This window comes from Carnobacterium divergens, assembly GCF_900258435.1.
GTDB classification, from domain to species: Bacteria; Bacillota; Bacilli; order Lactobacillales; family Carnobacteriaceae; genus Carnobacterium; species Carnobacterium divergens_A.
The window spans coordinates 589,476-605,347 of sequence record NZ_LT992558.1 but is presented as its reverse complement, the minus strand read 5'-3'; the positions used below and the strand labels follow the sequence as shown (position 1 = coordinate 605,347).

8 protein-coding genes are annotated in these 15,872 nt (G+C 35.6%); all 8 read right to left on the bottom strand.

The window, feature by feature from the left end:
* Positions 1–41: 41 nt before the first annotated feature.
* The 8 genes from nrdE to CDIMF43_RS03335 all read right to left on the bottom strand — a co-directional run bounded on the left by nrdE (position 42) and on the right by CDIMF43_RS03335 (position 15,802).
* Entirely contained in the window at positions 42–2,213 is a 2,172-nt protein-coding gene (gene nrdE, locus CDIMF43_RS03370; protein WP_233218286.1) for a class 1b ribonucleoside-diphosphate reductase subunit alpha, read from the bottom strand.
* Positions 2,200–2,571, bottom strand: coding sequence for a class Ib ribonucleoside-diphosphate reductase assembly flavoprotein NrdI (gene nrdI, locus CDIMF43_RS03365; RefSeq protein WP_034572017.1), 372 nt, complete (start codon positions 2,569–2,571; stop codon positions 2,200–2,202). The genes nrdE and nrdI overlap by 14 nt, the downstream gene beginning before the upstream one ends.
* Positions 2,568–2,801: a glutaredoxin family protein gene (locus CDIMF43_RS03360; protein WP_034572020.1), complete on the bottom strand. Its 234-nt coding sequence runs from the start codon at positions 2,799–2,801 to the stop codon at positions 2,568–2,570. Before CDIMF43_RS03360 ends, nrdI begins: the two co-directional genes overlap by 4 nt.
* A gap of 316 nt (positions 2,802–3,117) precedes the next feature.
* A complete protein-coding gene (locus CDIMF43_RS03355) occupies positions 3,118–3,666 on the bottom strand; it encodes a DUF5067 domain-containing protein (RefSeq protein ID WP_109841180.1) in 549 nt (182 codons plus the stop codon).
* Between the two features lie 120 nt (positions 3,667–3,786).
* Positions 3,787–14,037 carry an isopeptide-forming domain-containing fimbrial protein gene (locus tag CDIMF43_RS03350; RefSeq protein ID WP_109841179.1) on the bottom strand — a complete coding sequence of 3,417 codons (10,251 nt, stop codon included), beginning with the start codon at positions 14,035–14,037 and terminating at the stop codon, positions 3,787–3,789.
* Between the two features lie 25 nt (positions 14,038–14,062).
* A complete protein-coding gene (locus CDIMF43_RS03345; protein ID WP_109841178.1) occupies positions 14,063–14,266 on the bottom strand; it encodes a hypothetical protein in 204 nt (67 codons plus the stop codon).
* A gap of 538 nt (positions 14,267–14,804) precedes the next feature.
* Positions 14,805–15,329: a GNAT family N-acetyltransferase gene (locus tag CDIMF43_RS03340; RefSeq protein ID WP_074402213.1), complete on the bottom strand. Its 525-nt coding sequence runs from the start codon at positions 15,327–15,329 to the stop codon at positions 14,805–14,807.
* 20 nt (positions 15,330–15,349) lie between these two features.
* Positions 15,350–15,802: a MarR family winged helix-turn-helix transcriptional regulator gene (locus CDIMF43_RS03335; protein ID WP_109841177.1), complete on the bottom strand. Its 453-nt coding sequence runs from the start codon at positions 15,800–15,802 to the stop codon at positions 15,350–15,352.
* Positions 15,803–15,872: the final 70 nt, after the last annotated feature.

The window sequence follows — 15,872 nt, the reverse complement described above, 5'->3', positions numbered from 1 at the left end:
ATGAACCATCGACTTTGAAGCGTGCATTCGTTTATTCTTATTTAAATCGAGCAACTTTCACAGGCATTACTTCCAATTTCTTGCGTATCGTCAGTAAATGTGCGGATATAATAGATTGATTTTACACCTTTATGGAAGGCATAGTTACGCAAAATACTTAAATCTCTAGTTGTTTGTTTATCAGAAGTTTTCCATTCGTATAGGCCATCTGGCATTGTTGAACGTAAGAACAGGGTTAAGCTCATTCCTTGATCAATATGTTGTTGTGCCGCAGCGTAAACATCGATGACCTTACGCATATCCATATCGTAGGCTGACGTATAATAAGGAATGGTATCATCCGATAAGAATGGTGCTGGATAATAAGTTTTACCTGTTTTCTTTTCTTGACGTTCTTCAATTCTTTGCGTGATTGGGTGCAAGCTTGCACTGGTTTCATTGACATATGAAATCGAGCCATTTGGAGCAACTGCTAAACGGTTTTGATTGTATAAACCATAAGCTTTCACACTTTCACGTAAGTTTTCCCAATCTTCTGGTGTTGGGATAAAAATGCCTTCAAATAATTCTTTGATTTTATCGGTTTCAGGGAACCAAGCTTCATTGATGTATTTATCAAAGTAAGTGCCTGATGCATAATCAGATTCAGCAAAGCTAGCAAAGGTTTCTCCACGTTCTTTAGCGATCGCATTGCTTTCTACTAGCGTCCAGTAGTTTAACAGTAAGAAATAGATATTGATAAAGTCCACCGATTCAGTTGAACCATAGTGAATATGATTCTTCGCTAAATACGTGTGTAAACCCATTGCGCCTAAACCGATCGTATGGGCTTCATCATTTCCGCGCTTAATTGAAGGTACCACACCAATTGATGAGCTATCTGTAATAAAGGTCAACGCGCGCGTCATCACTCGAACCGATTTCCCAAAGTCTGGTGATTCCATTAAGTTCACGATGTTGCTTGAACCTAAGTTACAGCTAATATCTGTTCCAATCACTTGATAGCTTTGATCGTCATTAATCACTGATGGTTTTTGAACTTGTAAAATCTCTGAACACAAGTTACTCATTAGAATTTTACCGCTAATTGGATTGCTACGGTTAGCAGTATCAATGTTAATAATGTAAGGATAGCCTGATTCTTGTTGCAATTTACTGATTTCAATTTCTAAATCACGGGCTTTAATTTTTGATTTTTTGATTTCAGGGTTATTTACTAGTTCATCGTATTTAGCTGTGATGTCGATATAAGAGAATGGTTCGCCATAAATACGCTCCACATCATAAGGACTAAATAAATACATGTAGTCATCGTTTTTTGCCAACTCATAAAATTTATCTGGAACCACTAGCCCAAGAGATAGAGTTTTCACACGAACTTTTTCATCGGCATTTTCTTTTTTTGTCGCTAAGAAAGACACCACATCTGGATGGAAAACACTTAGATAAACCGCTCCAGCACCTTGACGTTGACCTAGTTGGTTACTATATGAAAAACTATCCTCTAGTAATTTCATAACTGGAACAACACCACTTGCAGCGCCTTCGTAGCCTTTAATAGGGTCACCAGCAGCACGTAAGTTAGACAGTGAAATTCCTACTCCGCCACCAATTCTTGATAATTGCAAAGCACTATTAATGCCACGTCCGATACTGTTCATATCATCCGTTAATTGTAATAAGAAACAAGATACCAATTCCCCACGACGTTTTCGACCGGCATTTAAAAATGAAGGTGTCGCTGGTTGGTAACGTTGGCTGATTAGTTCTTCTGCTAAATCCATTGCCAATTGTTCATTGCCATCTGCAAAGTACAACGCATTAAAAGCGATACGATCTTCGTAACGTTCTAAATAACGCATATTGTCATTGGTTTTCAACGCATATTGAGTATAAAACTTATGAGCTCCCATAAATGAACGGAAACGGAATTTTTTGTCATAAACTTGTTGGAATAATTTCTTGATAAATTCAAATGAATAATTGCTTAAAAACGCTTCTTCCACATAATCATTTTCAATCAAATAATCAATTTTCTCTTTTAAGGAATGAAAAAAAACAGTGTTTGGGTTTACATGCTCTAGAAAATAAGCACGAACCGCTTCTTTATCTTTATGTAGTTGGATTTTACCATCTACAGGAATATTTAATTGGTTGTTTAACTTGAAGTAGCTCGGGTTGTGTTGTTCTTTTGGAATATCATAAACGTTCAATCTGCTCAACCTCTTTCTTAAAATTAATGACATCTTGGTCTGTTCCACTGAATTCAAATTCAAAAATCATCGGAACGTTGTAAAGTTTGGCTAAATCTTTTGCTGTGAAAACAAACAAGTCCGCAAAATTACGATTTCCACCACCGGCAACACCCTTTAAGTGTTGTTGGTTATCGCCATATTCAATAAAATCATTGATAATCTCAGTGACTTCGATGTCATATGTCGGTGCAACTACAATATAATCTTCTTCGATTGGTTGAAAAGGATTCGTTGCATTGACTTCATAGCTATCTAATCCTAGCTTTTTGACAAATCTTCTTGTTTGTCCAGTCAATGAAAAGTAAACGATTTTCATATTGCTTTCAGTTCTTTTAGACGTTCAGGCTGAAATCCAACGATTGGCTCAATTCCTTCCACTAAAACAACAGGAACACTCATAAACCCTTTTTCTTTTAAGAAATTAAGATGATCTTCATCTTCCATAATATTTCTTTCATGAAATTCAATATTTTCGTTCTTTAATAAGAACTTTGTCATATCACATTGTGGACAATTTGGTTTACTATATACATGAATTTTACTCATTTTCAATTCCTCCAGTTACGTAAAAAATTAATTAATTTCTTCAACAAATTCTATTATAGGCTACTCGAGAAAGAAACACAATATATTGTACCTAAATCTTTTTTTTTATTTAACCATACTATATATAGCGTCCGTTTTTTTCTTAAGGAAACCTTATTATAGTCTAATTTACAGGCAAAAAGCAATCAATTTCTACTGCATTTCCCTTTATTTTTTAGTTACTACCTGTTTTAACTTGTTCTAACAACCTTTCCCCACAAAAAAATAAAACAACTAAATGTTGCCCTCTCTTTTAAGGAAACATTTAGCAGTTTATTTATAAGTGATCGGTTCCTGCTGGCAACCCTTTTTCAACATCAATCATGACACTATCGATTACTTCATCATTTTCATCAAAAAAGATTAGGTTAACTGGATTGACATTGTTTCTTAGTTTCCAGCCATCAATGCAATCAATTGTTTCTGATTGCTCAACATACTTATCCGCATTTTGAATCAACTCATTATCAGTGTCTGTTAAACTAGCATACTCAAAGTAGGCTTGTGAAATGTACGTATCTCCATCTTTCATAGCGGATGCTTGGCTAATGTCTAAATAAGTATCATTTGCAGACATCGCTTCTTCGCTATTGTTCTTAAATGTGTAATAAATAAGCACTGCTGGTAATGCTTCGTTATCCCGAACTACTTTATAGCCTGTAAGTTGCAGCTCAAAGGTTTCTCCAGTAATGGTTTTATTTAATTTATAAAACTTGTCATAGTTAAACGCATCATCAATAGTATTGGCGTTTTTTTTCATCCCGGTACAACCTACCATCAAAATCGCCATTAAAAGAAACACTATGATTTTCTTTGCCTTCTTCACTTTTTTTCCTCCCTTTAAGTCCTTTTCTTTCTATAATTATAACATATTCAATTTATCTCTTCTTGAATTAAATAAAAATCAGTTCTTAGAAATGATTTTCCTAAGAACTGATTTTCTTTATTATCTACTTGTTCTTGTTCGACGTTTATGCGTAAAGTATAACGTGGACAAGCCTAATAATAATAATCCAACTTGGCGAATCAGTTGATTCCCCTCATCTCCAGTTTGTGGTAATTTTTGATTGTCTGGTGGTACGGGTTTTGTTGGTGGCAACAGATTTGGTTGTGTGGTAGCTGGAGGTACTACTGGTTTAGTAACAATTGTTTGAACTTCATTACTATCCAACTCTTGATTTTCCGTTATTGCTGGATCATCAGAAACAAGGGAGGCAATATTCAAAATAGTGGCCGTATCTCTTGAAATATCTGTAATCTTCACTTGGAATCGAATCGTCACACGTTGATTCGCTTGTAATTCTGAAATCATAACGGACCATTGGTGGCCTTGCCAAACATTTGCATCTGACAAGTTGATGCTTTCACCGGTTTCATTCGTAACGGTTGTACTGTCTGGTAGGTACATCGTATGCTCTGGTATAGTATCTATCACTTGACCAGACCATGGGCCTCCATTTGGTCCATTTTTCACGATTAATTCATACGTTAAAACATCTCCCACTTTGGCATCTTTTTGATTAACTATTTTTAACATTGATACTTCAGAGGCGACTTTATTGTCGACTGAAGGATGTTGTTCAATGACTGTTTCAGGTTGACCCGCTACTTGAACTGCCGTACCCGTTACATCCGCAATATTCAAAATGGTTGTTTTTTCTGTTACGCCTTGTTCAATCATCACTTCAAAGGAAATCACAGCTTTTTCGCCGCTAAGCAATCTTCCTACTTTAATTGTAATGACTTGGTCAACAACATGATCGTCACTCAATGATTCCGAATTTAATTGAAGCGTACCTGGGATATAACTTAGTCCTTTTGGTAATTGATCTTTTACAACAATTCCATTGACAGTTGCTGGTCCCATGCTGCTATTTTCAACCACAATTTCATAGCGCAATTTGTCTCCTACTTTTACTGCTTTTCCACTGACATCTTCTGTTCCTTGGTAAGATTTCTTAGTAGAATTTAGTTTTCCTGGTCCAGCCTGTAAGATAAATTCTGATTCATCTTCTACTGGATCCGTTAAAATTCCATCTCCATTTGCACCGACAAACGTTGCTTTGTTGACAATCGTTTTATCAAATTCAAGTGAGGTCACTAGAACCTTGAACTCAATCATTAATTCTTCATTTTCAGCTAACTCAATGTCTTTGATTGTTAACGAATTGTTTTTCCAAACAGCTGCATCTTCTACCTTTTCATTTGCAATTGTCGTTGTATTGGGTTGGTAACGAACACCTTCTGGTAAAGTATCCGTTACTACACCCTCTTTTAAGAAGCCTGCATTTTTGGCATTACTAACAACCAATTGATACGTCAAAATAGTGTTGGTAAAAGAATGTCCATTAAATTGAGGCGTTCCATCTGTCACTGTTTTGATAATGTTTGGTTCTGGTTGTGCATTATTTAAAACGTTAGGTGTCTCTTTTAATTCCGTTTCTTTTTCAGGCTCTTCTGAATTGACAGCGGTCATTCCTTTGGCTGTTGCAATATTTGCAATGGTTCCACTTGCTTTATTCGTAATTTTCACATCAAATATCACTACTGCTTTTTCTCTTGATTTCAAAGTGCCAATGTTCAAGGATAAGAATTGCTTCTCTTGGTTAACAGCCTCATCGCTTTGTTGAATCAATTGGTTGTCCTTTTCTAAATAAAGAGTATTCGGCAAATATGAAACACCACTTGGAAGTAAATCTTCGACAATGACATCGTGTACTTCTGAAAGTTTTTTCTCGCTTGTGTTTTCTACCAGAATTTTATAGCGAATCGTGTCATTAACATTAACTACAGCGTTATGAATATTATCACCATCTGAGCCATCTAGATGAACGGCATAAACAGATTTAAGTGCATCAATTTCACCTGGATCTGCAATGACGTCAAATTTTGCACTGTCTTTTTGTTCGGTTACAGGGTTATTGTGGCTGTCTGTTCCGTTCATATAAGCTGTGTTCAAAATGCCAGTAGCTATTTGTTGAACCTCTACTTTTACTTTGAATTTGATTTCCATTGTTTCTCCGCCGGCTAATTGAATAGGACTTAATTTGAATTGATTGTTTATCCAACTAAGTTGCTCGGTATTGTCTTTGATCGAAACGCCATTTATTGTTGTTGTTTCTGGTTGGTACTGTACTTCATTTGGTAAATGATCTTCGACTGTTCCGTTTTTCAACATGCTAGCGCCTGCTTCATTATGCAGAATTAGCGTATAGATTAATGTGCTTTCATTGAAGACTGCTGTTTTATTTGTAGTATTTTCTTCCGCAACAGATTTTTTAATACTCGGTTTTGGATGGATTTTATTTTCAACTGAATTTGTTGGTGTTTCTTCAATCTCCAAGTTTTCTCGATTTGGATCCTTGGGATCGGATGGTGTTGGTGTTACAACTCCATTAACGAGCGCAATATTAGTTAATCGACCATCTGCTTTTTGATCCACCCTTACTTCAAATCGAATAACAGCTTGTTCACCACTCGATAAGTGACCGATCGCTAAATTTAAATGATCGTCTCCATTTGAATCCGTCGTTACGTTATTGGCGACAGCTTTTCCATTTACGGTTGTGGTGTCTTTGATATATTTCAATCCGGTTGGAATGGCATCTGTCACTATAATGTCACGTACTTCCGAGATATCTTGTTCTGTATTCGTTACGATAATTTCGTAATATAACGTATCACCAATCTTAACTACTTGATTTTCAATCGACTGACCTGCTTGATTGTAGACCGCTTTAACAGGCTCAATTTTACCTGGGCGTGGAACTACGTTTAGTTCAGCAAAATCTGAAACTTCTGCCGTGGGTACATTGTTTTTATCGGTTCCATTAAAAATCGCTTTGTTTAAAATTCCTTCTGTCGCTTTATTAACGGTTACTTTGGCTTTAAAGGTAATCGTAATGAATTCACCTGAAGCTAATTCAATTTGGTCAAATGTAAACTGATTTCCATCCCAGTAATCTTTTGTCGCATCTTTTCCATTTATTTGGGTTGTTCCTTTTTGGTAGATAACGCCATCAGGCAATTTATCCGTTACAACTCCATTATAAAGGTACCCACCACCCTCTTGATTGCGTACAATTAAGGTGTAGATGACTGTGTCGCCGTTAAAAATAGTCTCTTGGCTGACTGATTTTTCAATACTTGGTTTTGGAGGTGCTTCATTTACAACTGGTGGGGTTTGACTGCTATCTGGTATAGCTGGTTCGTTTGGTTTAGGTGTCACTAAACCATTAGCTACTGCAATATTAGTTAATTCTCCACTAGCATTCGGCATAACTTCAACCTCGAAAGAAACAACGACTTGTTCTTTACTAGCTAAATGTCCAATTGAAACTTCAAGTAACTCCGTTTCTGGATCATCTGGATTTTCAAAAATCAGTTCACTGTCATTTGGCATTAATCGATTATTGACAGTCAGTGTATTTTTTACATATTTCAATCCTGCTGGAATGGCATCTTTGACAACCACATCGCGGACTTCAGAAAAAGGTATTTCGGTACTGTTTGAAACAACGATTTCATACCTGATTTTATCGCCAACTTTGACTTCTCTCGTGTTAAGGTCTGTACCATCTGCTCCATATACTGCTTTTTTGGCTTCTAGTTTTCCTGGACTGTTGATAATAGCGACACTCACATCGTCTTTTACAACTGGCAACTGATTTCCATCACCATCTTCTCCAACAAAAGTAGCTACATTGAGAATGGCCTTTGGAACTTCAGTTTCTGCTACTTTGACGGTAAATCGAATCGTCATTTTTTGCCCGCTAGCTAATTCAATCGTTTCTTTTTTGAAGGTATTTCCTTGCCAATTTTCATCTCCAACAGATTTCCCATCAATAACCGTTGATTTTGGCTTGTAAACAAGACCTGGCGGCAATGTATCTTCTACTACTCCATTTTTTAATAACCCCGCTCCTACTTGATTGGTTACAATTAATGTGTAGATTAATTCGTCTTCGTTAAATACTGGTAATGGCGCCATCCCATGAGAATTTTCATTTGTTGAGCCTATCGCTTTTACTGATTTTTTGATACTTGGTACAGGTTGAATCAGATTGTTCACTGGCGGTGTTGGTTTGTCGCCAGTTGGCGTATCTGTTTCGGTTGGTGTTTTATTTGTGGTTCCGTTGGCGATTGCAATATTTTTTAATGTCCCACTCGCATTTTTAGAAACCATGACTTCAAATGAAACCGTTGCTGTTGCTAAACTTCCTAATGTACCAATTGATAGATTCAGGTGGTAACTTCCTGTTTTTGAGTCTAGTGTCACCGCATCGTCTTTTTGTGGTTCTCCATTTAAGGTTAATGAACCTGCTACATAAGTTAAACCAAATGGAATTTCATCGTTTAAGTTAATCTCTCGAACCTCTGAAAAAGGTGCTTCCGTTGTATTTTTTACAATGATTTCATAACGAATCGTATCTGAAACGCTGACTTTTCCATTATTGATTGATTCACCTGCTTGATTATAGACTGCTTTTTCAGCTTCTAATTCTCCTGTATTGCTGATCACTGTAACAGGAACTTCGGATTTCACTTGTTTCATTCCTTCGCCATTGATATCTTTCCCACTAAAACTAGCTGTGTTGGTAATGGTTTGAAGTTCTTTGACATTGATTTTAACTTTAAAACGAATCGTCATTTTTTGATTCTCAAGTAATTCAATCCCTTTTTTATTAAAGGTATTGTCTTTCCAATGATCATCGTTCACTTTTTGACCATCAACTTCTGTCGAGTTCGCCACATAGGTAATGCCTGTTGGCAAACGATCTTCAACTTCTCCGAAATATAATTTCCCTGCATTCTGTTTATTTTGGATGACTAATGTGTAGTAAAATTCATCATCATTAAATGCTACCCCTTGATTATCCAGTGTTTTGGTTATCATAGGTTCAATTGGGACATTATTTTTAACGGTGTTTGTTTCTACTTTTGATGGTTTGGTAATGGTCAAATCATCTGGTTGCAAGGCGACTTCCCCTTCGGCTTGGGCTGTATTCGTGAATTCTCCACTAGCCGAATCAAGTACGATAACATCTAATAAAATGTCAATTGACTTACCACCTGTCAATTCTTTTAGTTCAACAGAAAGAGTTTCTTCCCCTTGATCATTTTTGGTTACGGTCACAATCGCAGTATTATCCCCCACTACTTTCAACGTATTATCAACATAATAAACGCTACTTGGTAAAAGGTCACTTACAGTTATATTTTTAATAGTTGAGAGCGACTTGCCATCGTTTTTCACTACGATTCTGTACTGAATTTTATCGCCAACTTGAAGTTTTTCTCCATTGATATTGGTTGCATTTTTTCCTGTTGAATACACAGATTTTGTCGCGGTTAGTATTCCTGGTGAAGCAACAATATCAAATTTTGCTTCGGCTGTGTTGCCGATAACTGCTTTTTTATCTTTGTCTGTTCCTTTAATTGAAACTTTATTTATGATATCTGTTTTCAACTGTTCGGATTTCACTTTTACTTTGAAGAGAACTTTGAAGGATTCGTTTTCTGCCAAGGTGAATCCTGAAATTCTTAACCTTCCGTCTATCCACACATCTTGATCTTTTAACTTTTCAATTTTTCTGTCTTTGTAATGAATCTCTGTACTTTCTGCAATATACCTTACTTCATCTGGTAATTTTTTATCCTCAATTTCGCCATTAAAAAGAACTCCTGCATTTTTTTCATTGGCAACTGTTAAGGTATAAGTCAATGTGTCTTCATTAAAGGTTTGCAACTTTTCATTTTCTTTTGCGTTATGAATCTCCTCACCTACATTACGACCCACTTCTTTTTGAATCGTTGGTTTTGGAGGAACATGATTTTGAACGGGATCTGAATCGTTTGTCTCAGCAGGTTTTGTTGGTTTGTCCTTTTCAGGTAACTTAGGGTCCGTTGGTTCGGTAATGACATTTCCTTTTGAGGTGGCAATATTCGTTATTTCCCCACTGGCTTCTTTTGTAACCGTCACTTTGAATGTTAATGTAGCAAATTCACCACCTTTTAGCGTCCCAATTAAAGCGTCAATGGCCTGCTTTTCAATGTTGATCGTGTCTTCATCTTTTAGAGCAGTAACGGTGTCTCCAATTGTTAACTCCAAACTATTGGGTACATAAGTCAATCCTTTTGGCAACTGATCCTGTAGGTGAACGTTTTTCACTTCAGTTGCTCTGTCTCCTATATTGGCTACGCTAATTTGGTAAGCAATGGTATCATTAACTTGAACATTTCCATTGTTGATTGTGCTGTCTAGCGAGCCATCTTCCGTTAAGCTATAGACTTCTTTCGTTGCTGCGAGTTTGCCTGGACTTGGAACAAGTTCAAATTCTGCCTCAGCATTCTTTTCGTAATTTTTGGAATCCGTTCCTTCATTACTTGTTCCCGTAATTTTCGCATAATTAATAATGGGTTTTTCAAATACAGCCTTCATCACTTTAACTTGGTATTGGATGGTAATGGTTTCTCCCTCTTTTAAAGTTAGTCCTGATAAGGAGAAGTTACGCTCATGCCAATACTTGTCATTTTGAGCGCCTTTATGAATAACGTCATTTTGATCGATAATCACTGTGCTACCTATTTTGTAGGCCACTTCTTCTGGTAGCTGATCTGTTACTTTGCCATTTACTAATAAACCGGCTTTTTTTGTATTGCTTATTACAAGTTCGTAATTTAAAACATCATCTTTAAAAGCAAACTTACGATCAATTGACTTCGTGATTGTTGGCTCTGGATCAACTACTGTAGTTGTACTTGTGTTGGGTGGGTTTAAAGAAATATCTGGCTGTGACGGTGTTTTATCAATAAAGCCAACTACTTGCGCTTCATTTTTTAATGTCCCACTTGCTTGTTTCGTCACTCTAACATTAAATGTAACGACTGTTCGCTTGTCTAGTTCTTGATTGGTCCCTTGTAAATGCTTAATCTTAACAGTTAAAATAGGGCGCATGGGATCTGCTGTATTCATTTCTGCAGTTGCATCTTCAACAACTTTTCCTGATCTAGTAACCGTTAACGTACCTTGCATATATTCTAAACCTTCTGGTATAACATCTTTGATTTCGATATCTCGAACCGCCGTATTTTCATCTAATGGATTCCAAACAACAATTTGGTACTGAATAATGTCCCCAACAGCTACATTTTCCCCGTCATTAGATTCGCCAACAGCGCCACCCTCAACTGGAAAGACAGATTTCGCTGATTCTAGTTCTCCTGGTTGGAAAACGAATCTTGTGTCTACTTTGTCTTTATCCGTTGTTTTAAAAAGTTTATCTTTGTCGGTCCCACTAACTTCGGCCCCATTTTTCAAGATTTCTCCAGCAATTGACACATCTGGAATCACCTTAAAGGTAATGACTGCCTGTTGGGTGCGGTTCATGGTTAAATCACTAATGGTTAAAACATCTCGTCCTTCTGTATTTTGACTCCATGAAGACGTCACATTACGAAATTCTCTTTTCAAAGCTGGGTCTGTTATTAACTTTGTAGTGGGTTTTGTATCAATTATAATCGTAGCGTTTCCTACTGGTTTTAAACCTGCTGGCAAGATATCGGTTATGACGCCATTATGAAGTGCGCCGGATTCTTCATCTAAAGTGACAACCAACCTGTATTCAAAGGGTTCTCCAACATAACCTACCGAATTAGCTATTTTTTTAATGTTAACGTTAGGTTCAATGTAGTTTTCTACTGAATTTGACGTGTAGTCAACAGACGCTCCCCATGAATTGTCAACAAAATCATTCTCTCTTACTTGTCCTTTTACTAGTGCCGTATTTTCTAGAATCCCACTAGCATCTGGGGTTAATTCTACTTCAATAGTAATTAACATTCTCGCATCTTTAGGATCGTTTGTAATACTTAACAATTTATTTCTAGCAATTTTCGATACTGCAATCGATAGTTCATTTCCGTTTAACTCAAATAATTTTGAATTAATTGGTTTCCCATCAATAGAAACTTTAATTTTAGATGGGTCACTTACATTAATTCCAGCTGGTAATGTGTCAATAATATCAGTAGGTTTAATTTGACTATAGAGTTCACCTATTGCTGTAATTTGTATATCGTATCGCAACTTATTACTTCCGATAATAGTTGTTTTATTGTCTTTAGTATCTGTAGTGACCCATTTTTCTGTCTGTTCTTTTGATTTCTCAAGAACTTCTACGGTTTTATCCACCTTTAAACTAATTGCTTTTTTAGGGTGAGCCATTACTTCAGCTTTATTTGCAAATTTTATAGATGATTTGCCATTTTTATCAATCCCCATACCATTAATCGACATAGTGTACATCTGCATAAATGCTTTTGAATCTTTAGGAGTCATAATCCATTCTGTTACCAATTCTAATTTTTCTCCTGCTCCTAGAGGTTCTTTTATCGTAAATCCATTATTTTCATCTGTTAAGTCTATTTGATAGTCCAAAATATAGCCTTCTTCAACACTGCCTTGCATTTGCCAAACATCGTCATCATTCAAAGAAATTCGCTCAACTTCAACATTATCTTTGTATCTAATTAGGATTGGATTAGGCAACTTCTTTAACCCACGCGCACTAGCTTGTGGAATACCTGCATCTGAAGGAATGGAAATGAAGTGCGCTTTGATAATCTCCGTTCCATCCATATAAATCATTTCTTGTCTGAATGTTACCTTATCTCCATAATAACCTTCAGTTATATCGGAGGTTACTTTATTTTCAATAATTGGTGCAAGTGCAATCAACCCTAATTCATTTGGATTTCCTTCACTAGCATTACTAATTCTATTGGCCTCTCCTTCAAACTCAAACTTATATTGTTCACCGTTATCTCCAGTTATTAAATATCCAGGTGCCTCTAGTATCATAATAGAATATTTTGATGCGTCTTTGTTCTCTCTTAAAGGCAAATACGCTACCCCATGATCATCTGTATAGATAATATAAAGTTCATCATCTGCTAGGATATTTTTCACGCCGAGTTTAACATTAGGGATTGCTGTTCCTGATAGACTATCTTTCGTGACAACCTTTGTTGCTTGAGGATAAGTCCCTTCCAATATGAAGTCTGAAGAAGAAAGCTCTTTTTTACTAGATGTTTCATAATAAATATTAAAGTCCGGTTTAAAATTATTAAAACCTGAAGATACATTAAAAATTGAATCGTAATTAACGCCAAGTTTTAAACACAAGGAAAAATCATAGGTGTACGTACCAGCGGGAAGATCATCTCCTACAAATCCTTCTTCCATGTCTTCATAAAAATCATAGTATGCGTCACTTGAGTTCCCTGAAAAATCTGTATACGTAATGTCGATAGGAGTGGTCACTCCATTATCTGTCCAAAATAGATCCCACATCAAGTTGTTATCAAATATTATTTTGGTGAAGTCTTCTTCACTTGTAATCGTCATTCTAAATCGGACTTCTTTTTTATAATCACTTGGAGTCGCTAATTTTGGATTTTTTAGTTCATTTCCATTTTCATCAATTACTGCGAAGTTTGTTTTCACTTCTGTAGCTTTAACTTGTTGTGCTTTTTGTTCGTGCTCTGATTTTTTCGTTTCTGCTGCTTTATCTTCTTCCTTAACCACAACGCTTAAGGATTTTGCAGTATAAGATTGCCCTTTTCTAGTAGTTTGTGCCGTAACGGCGTGACTTCCTGTTTTTATTCCTTTAAAGACTAGCAAAACTTTCTTAGTTTGTGGCATTTTTTCTTCCACAGAAGGCGCATTTTCAATCTTAGCAGCAATTTCAGCCTCTTCCTTAGACAGCAGTCCTGCTTTTTCTGCAAGTGTCGTTTCTTCTGTCTTTAGTGATTCTTGCGTTTCGTTAGCTGTTAGTTGAGGTTGTGTAACCCAGTTCACCAAAATATTCCCTGCCTCTTTACTATAAGCAACGGTCACATTATTTTCTTGGTTCGCACGATTCGTAGCTTCTTGATCCAATTCTATCCCTGGTAGAATCGACACTGATACTTGTTGATCTAATGAATGATCAGAAGTTAAAACCGTTGTCACTGTTTCCCCTAATAAAATAGAAGCTTGATCTAACTTTTCTCCCGCATCATTCGAAAAATATAAATCTTCAATTTGATTATTAACTCCATCGGCAAATGCTTTAATACTTGAAGTTGAAGATGCTACTACTTGAATGAACAAACTTAACGTCACAATCCAATGAATGAATTTACTCGTTTTCACTTGTTTCCCCCCTAATAAATTTCTACTATTGATTATTTTCTTGTCCCTTTTGTTCTTCGTCCACTACTGTTACAGTTGCTGGATTTGTTTTCTTTTCTATTTTTTCTTCTTTTATTTCACTTGAAATCTCTTTTTTTTCTGGTAACGTTTCATCATTTTTTTTATGTTGACAAGCTCCTAAACTCAATGCCACTGTACAAATCACTAACAGAATACTTCCTTTTTTCATTTCTATCTGCCTCCTTATTTATAATTGTTTTCTTCCCTTATTATTCATATAAAATAATTGAATTTAATAAATGCATATAAAAATACCCATTATAAAGACATTATAACAAACAAAATAACTGACGATTTTTTTGTTTTTTCTTTTATTTAGGGAGTTTTTTAAAAAGAAAAAAGTCTTGTATTTATTCCTATAAGGTAACCGTTTCTCCTTCCATAGTAATAATAATTAGTCTAATTCATACTATCTTTATTGGTTCGCTGCTCTCTTTCAATAACGAAATAAATTTTCGTTATCGTTAATTATTTTTATTATAAAAAAAACACTTTCCAAATTGGAAAGTGTCCTAATAAAACTATTTTTAAATTATAATTGTAGCTGTTTCTTGCGTTGTATTTGTTAATAAATCAGCAAAGTAGGGGGCATCCCCTTTCATTTTATGATTATCTATGCCTTTAAAATGAGCACGGTAAGTTGTCCCTCTGGAAAAATGTCCCAGAATGCAGGTTCCACAATCATTTTGTTCATAATGACATTCCCCCTAAATTTCAGTCACTTTTTTTGTCATAATAATATCTAGTTGTTTTTCGTTTCCCATATAAAAAGAATGTTCACTTGTTTCTACAAATCCTAAATGTTTATAAAAAGCTCGTGCAGGTTCGTTATGTTCCCATACTCCAAGCCAAATTTGTTTTTTCTTTTTTTGATTTGCTAATTCTTCTGCTTTAGCAATCATTTTTCGTCCATACCCTTGACCCTTAGCTGTTTTCTTAATATAAATTCGTTCAACTTCTAACGCTTCCTCTGCGCTATTTTCTGACTGAGCAGTGTTTACATTAACCTTCAAATAGCCAACAATTTCTTGCTTGTCCTTCAAAAAAAGAAAGGTTGAATCTGGATTGTTTAATTCATTTCTTAATTGTTCTGTATGGTACGCTTGCTCTAAATAAGTTGTTAGATTTTCCGTTGTGTTTTGGTCTTTGAATGTATCGCTAAATGTTTCAATACTCATTTTTTGTAACGTCTGTAAATCACTCTCTCTACAAATACAAAATTCCAAGGTCATCTAATTCCTTCTTTCCTTTTTTAATATGTGCGTTTTTTTCCTTTTTTTACATCGTTCCAATCGTCTTCGATATTTTCTTTGACTGTCTTCAATAAACTCGCAATCTGTTCTTTTTCTTGATGGGTTAAGCCTTTTAGAGCTACTTCATTGGAATAGTGATGTTCTTTAATAATAAATGGAAACGTCTTTTGACCTTTTTCGGTTGGAAAAAGTTTTTTTATTTTCTTATTAGTGTTGTCCATTCTTTTTTCAATAAAGCCTTTTGCTTCAAGCTTTTTAATCGCTCTTGCCGCAGTCGTTCGATCTACTTTTATCCTCTCTGCCAACCGATCTTGAATAATACCTGGATTTTCAACAATCCTCACAAGGTAGAGGTATTGCCCTTTGGCTAGGTCGTATTCTTTAAATTCTATATTTGCAATTGAATCCAATGCTCTACTTATAATCCCGATATCTCTAAGAATGTCTGTCATATCAAAACTCCCTATTCTTGGTTACCTTTAGTATAAATCAACATTGTTGTATTTGCAACAATATAGAAAG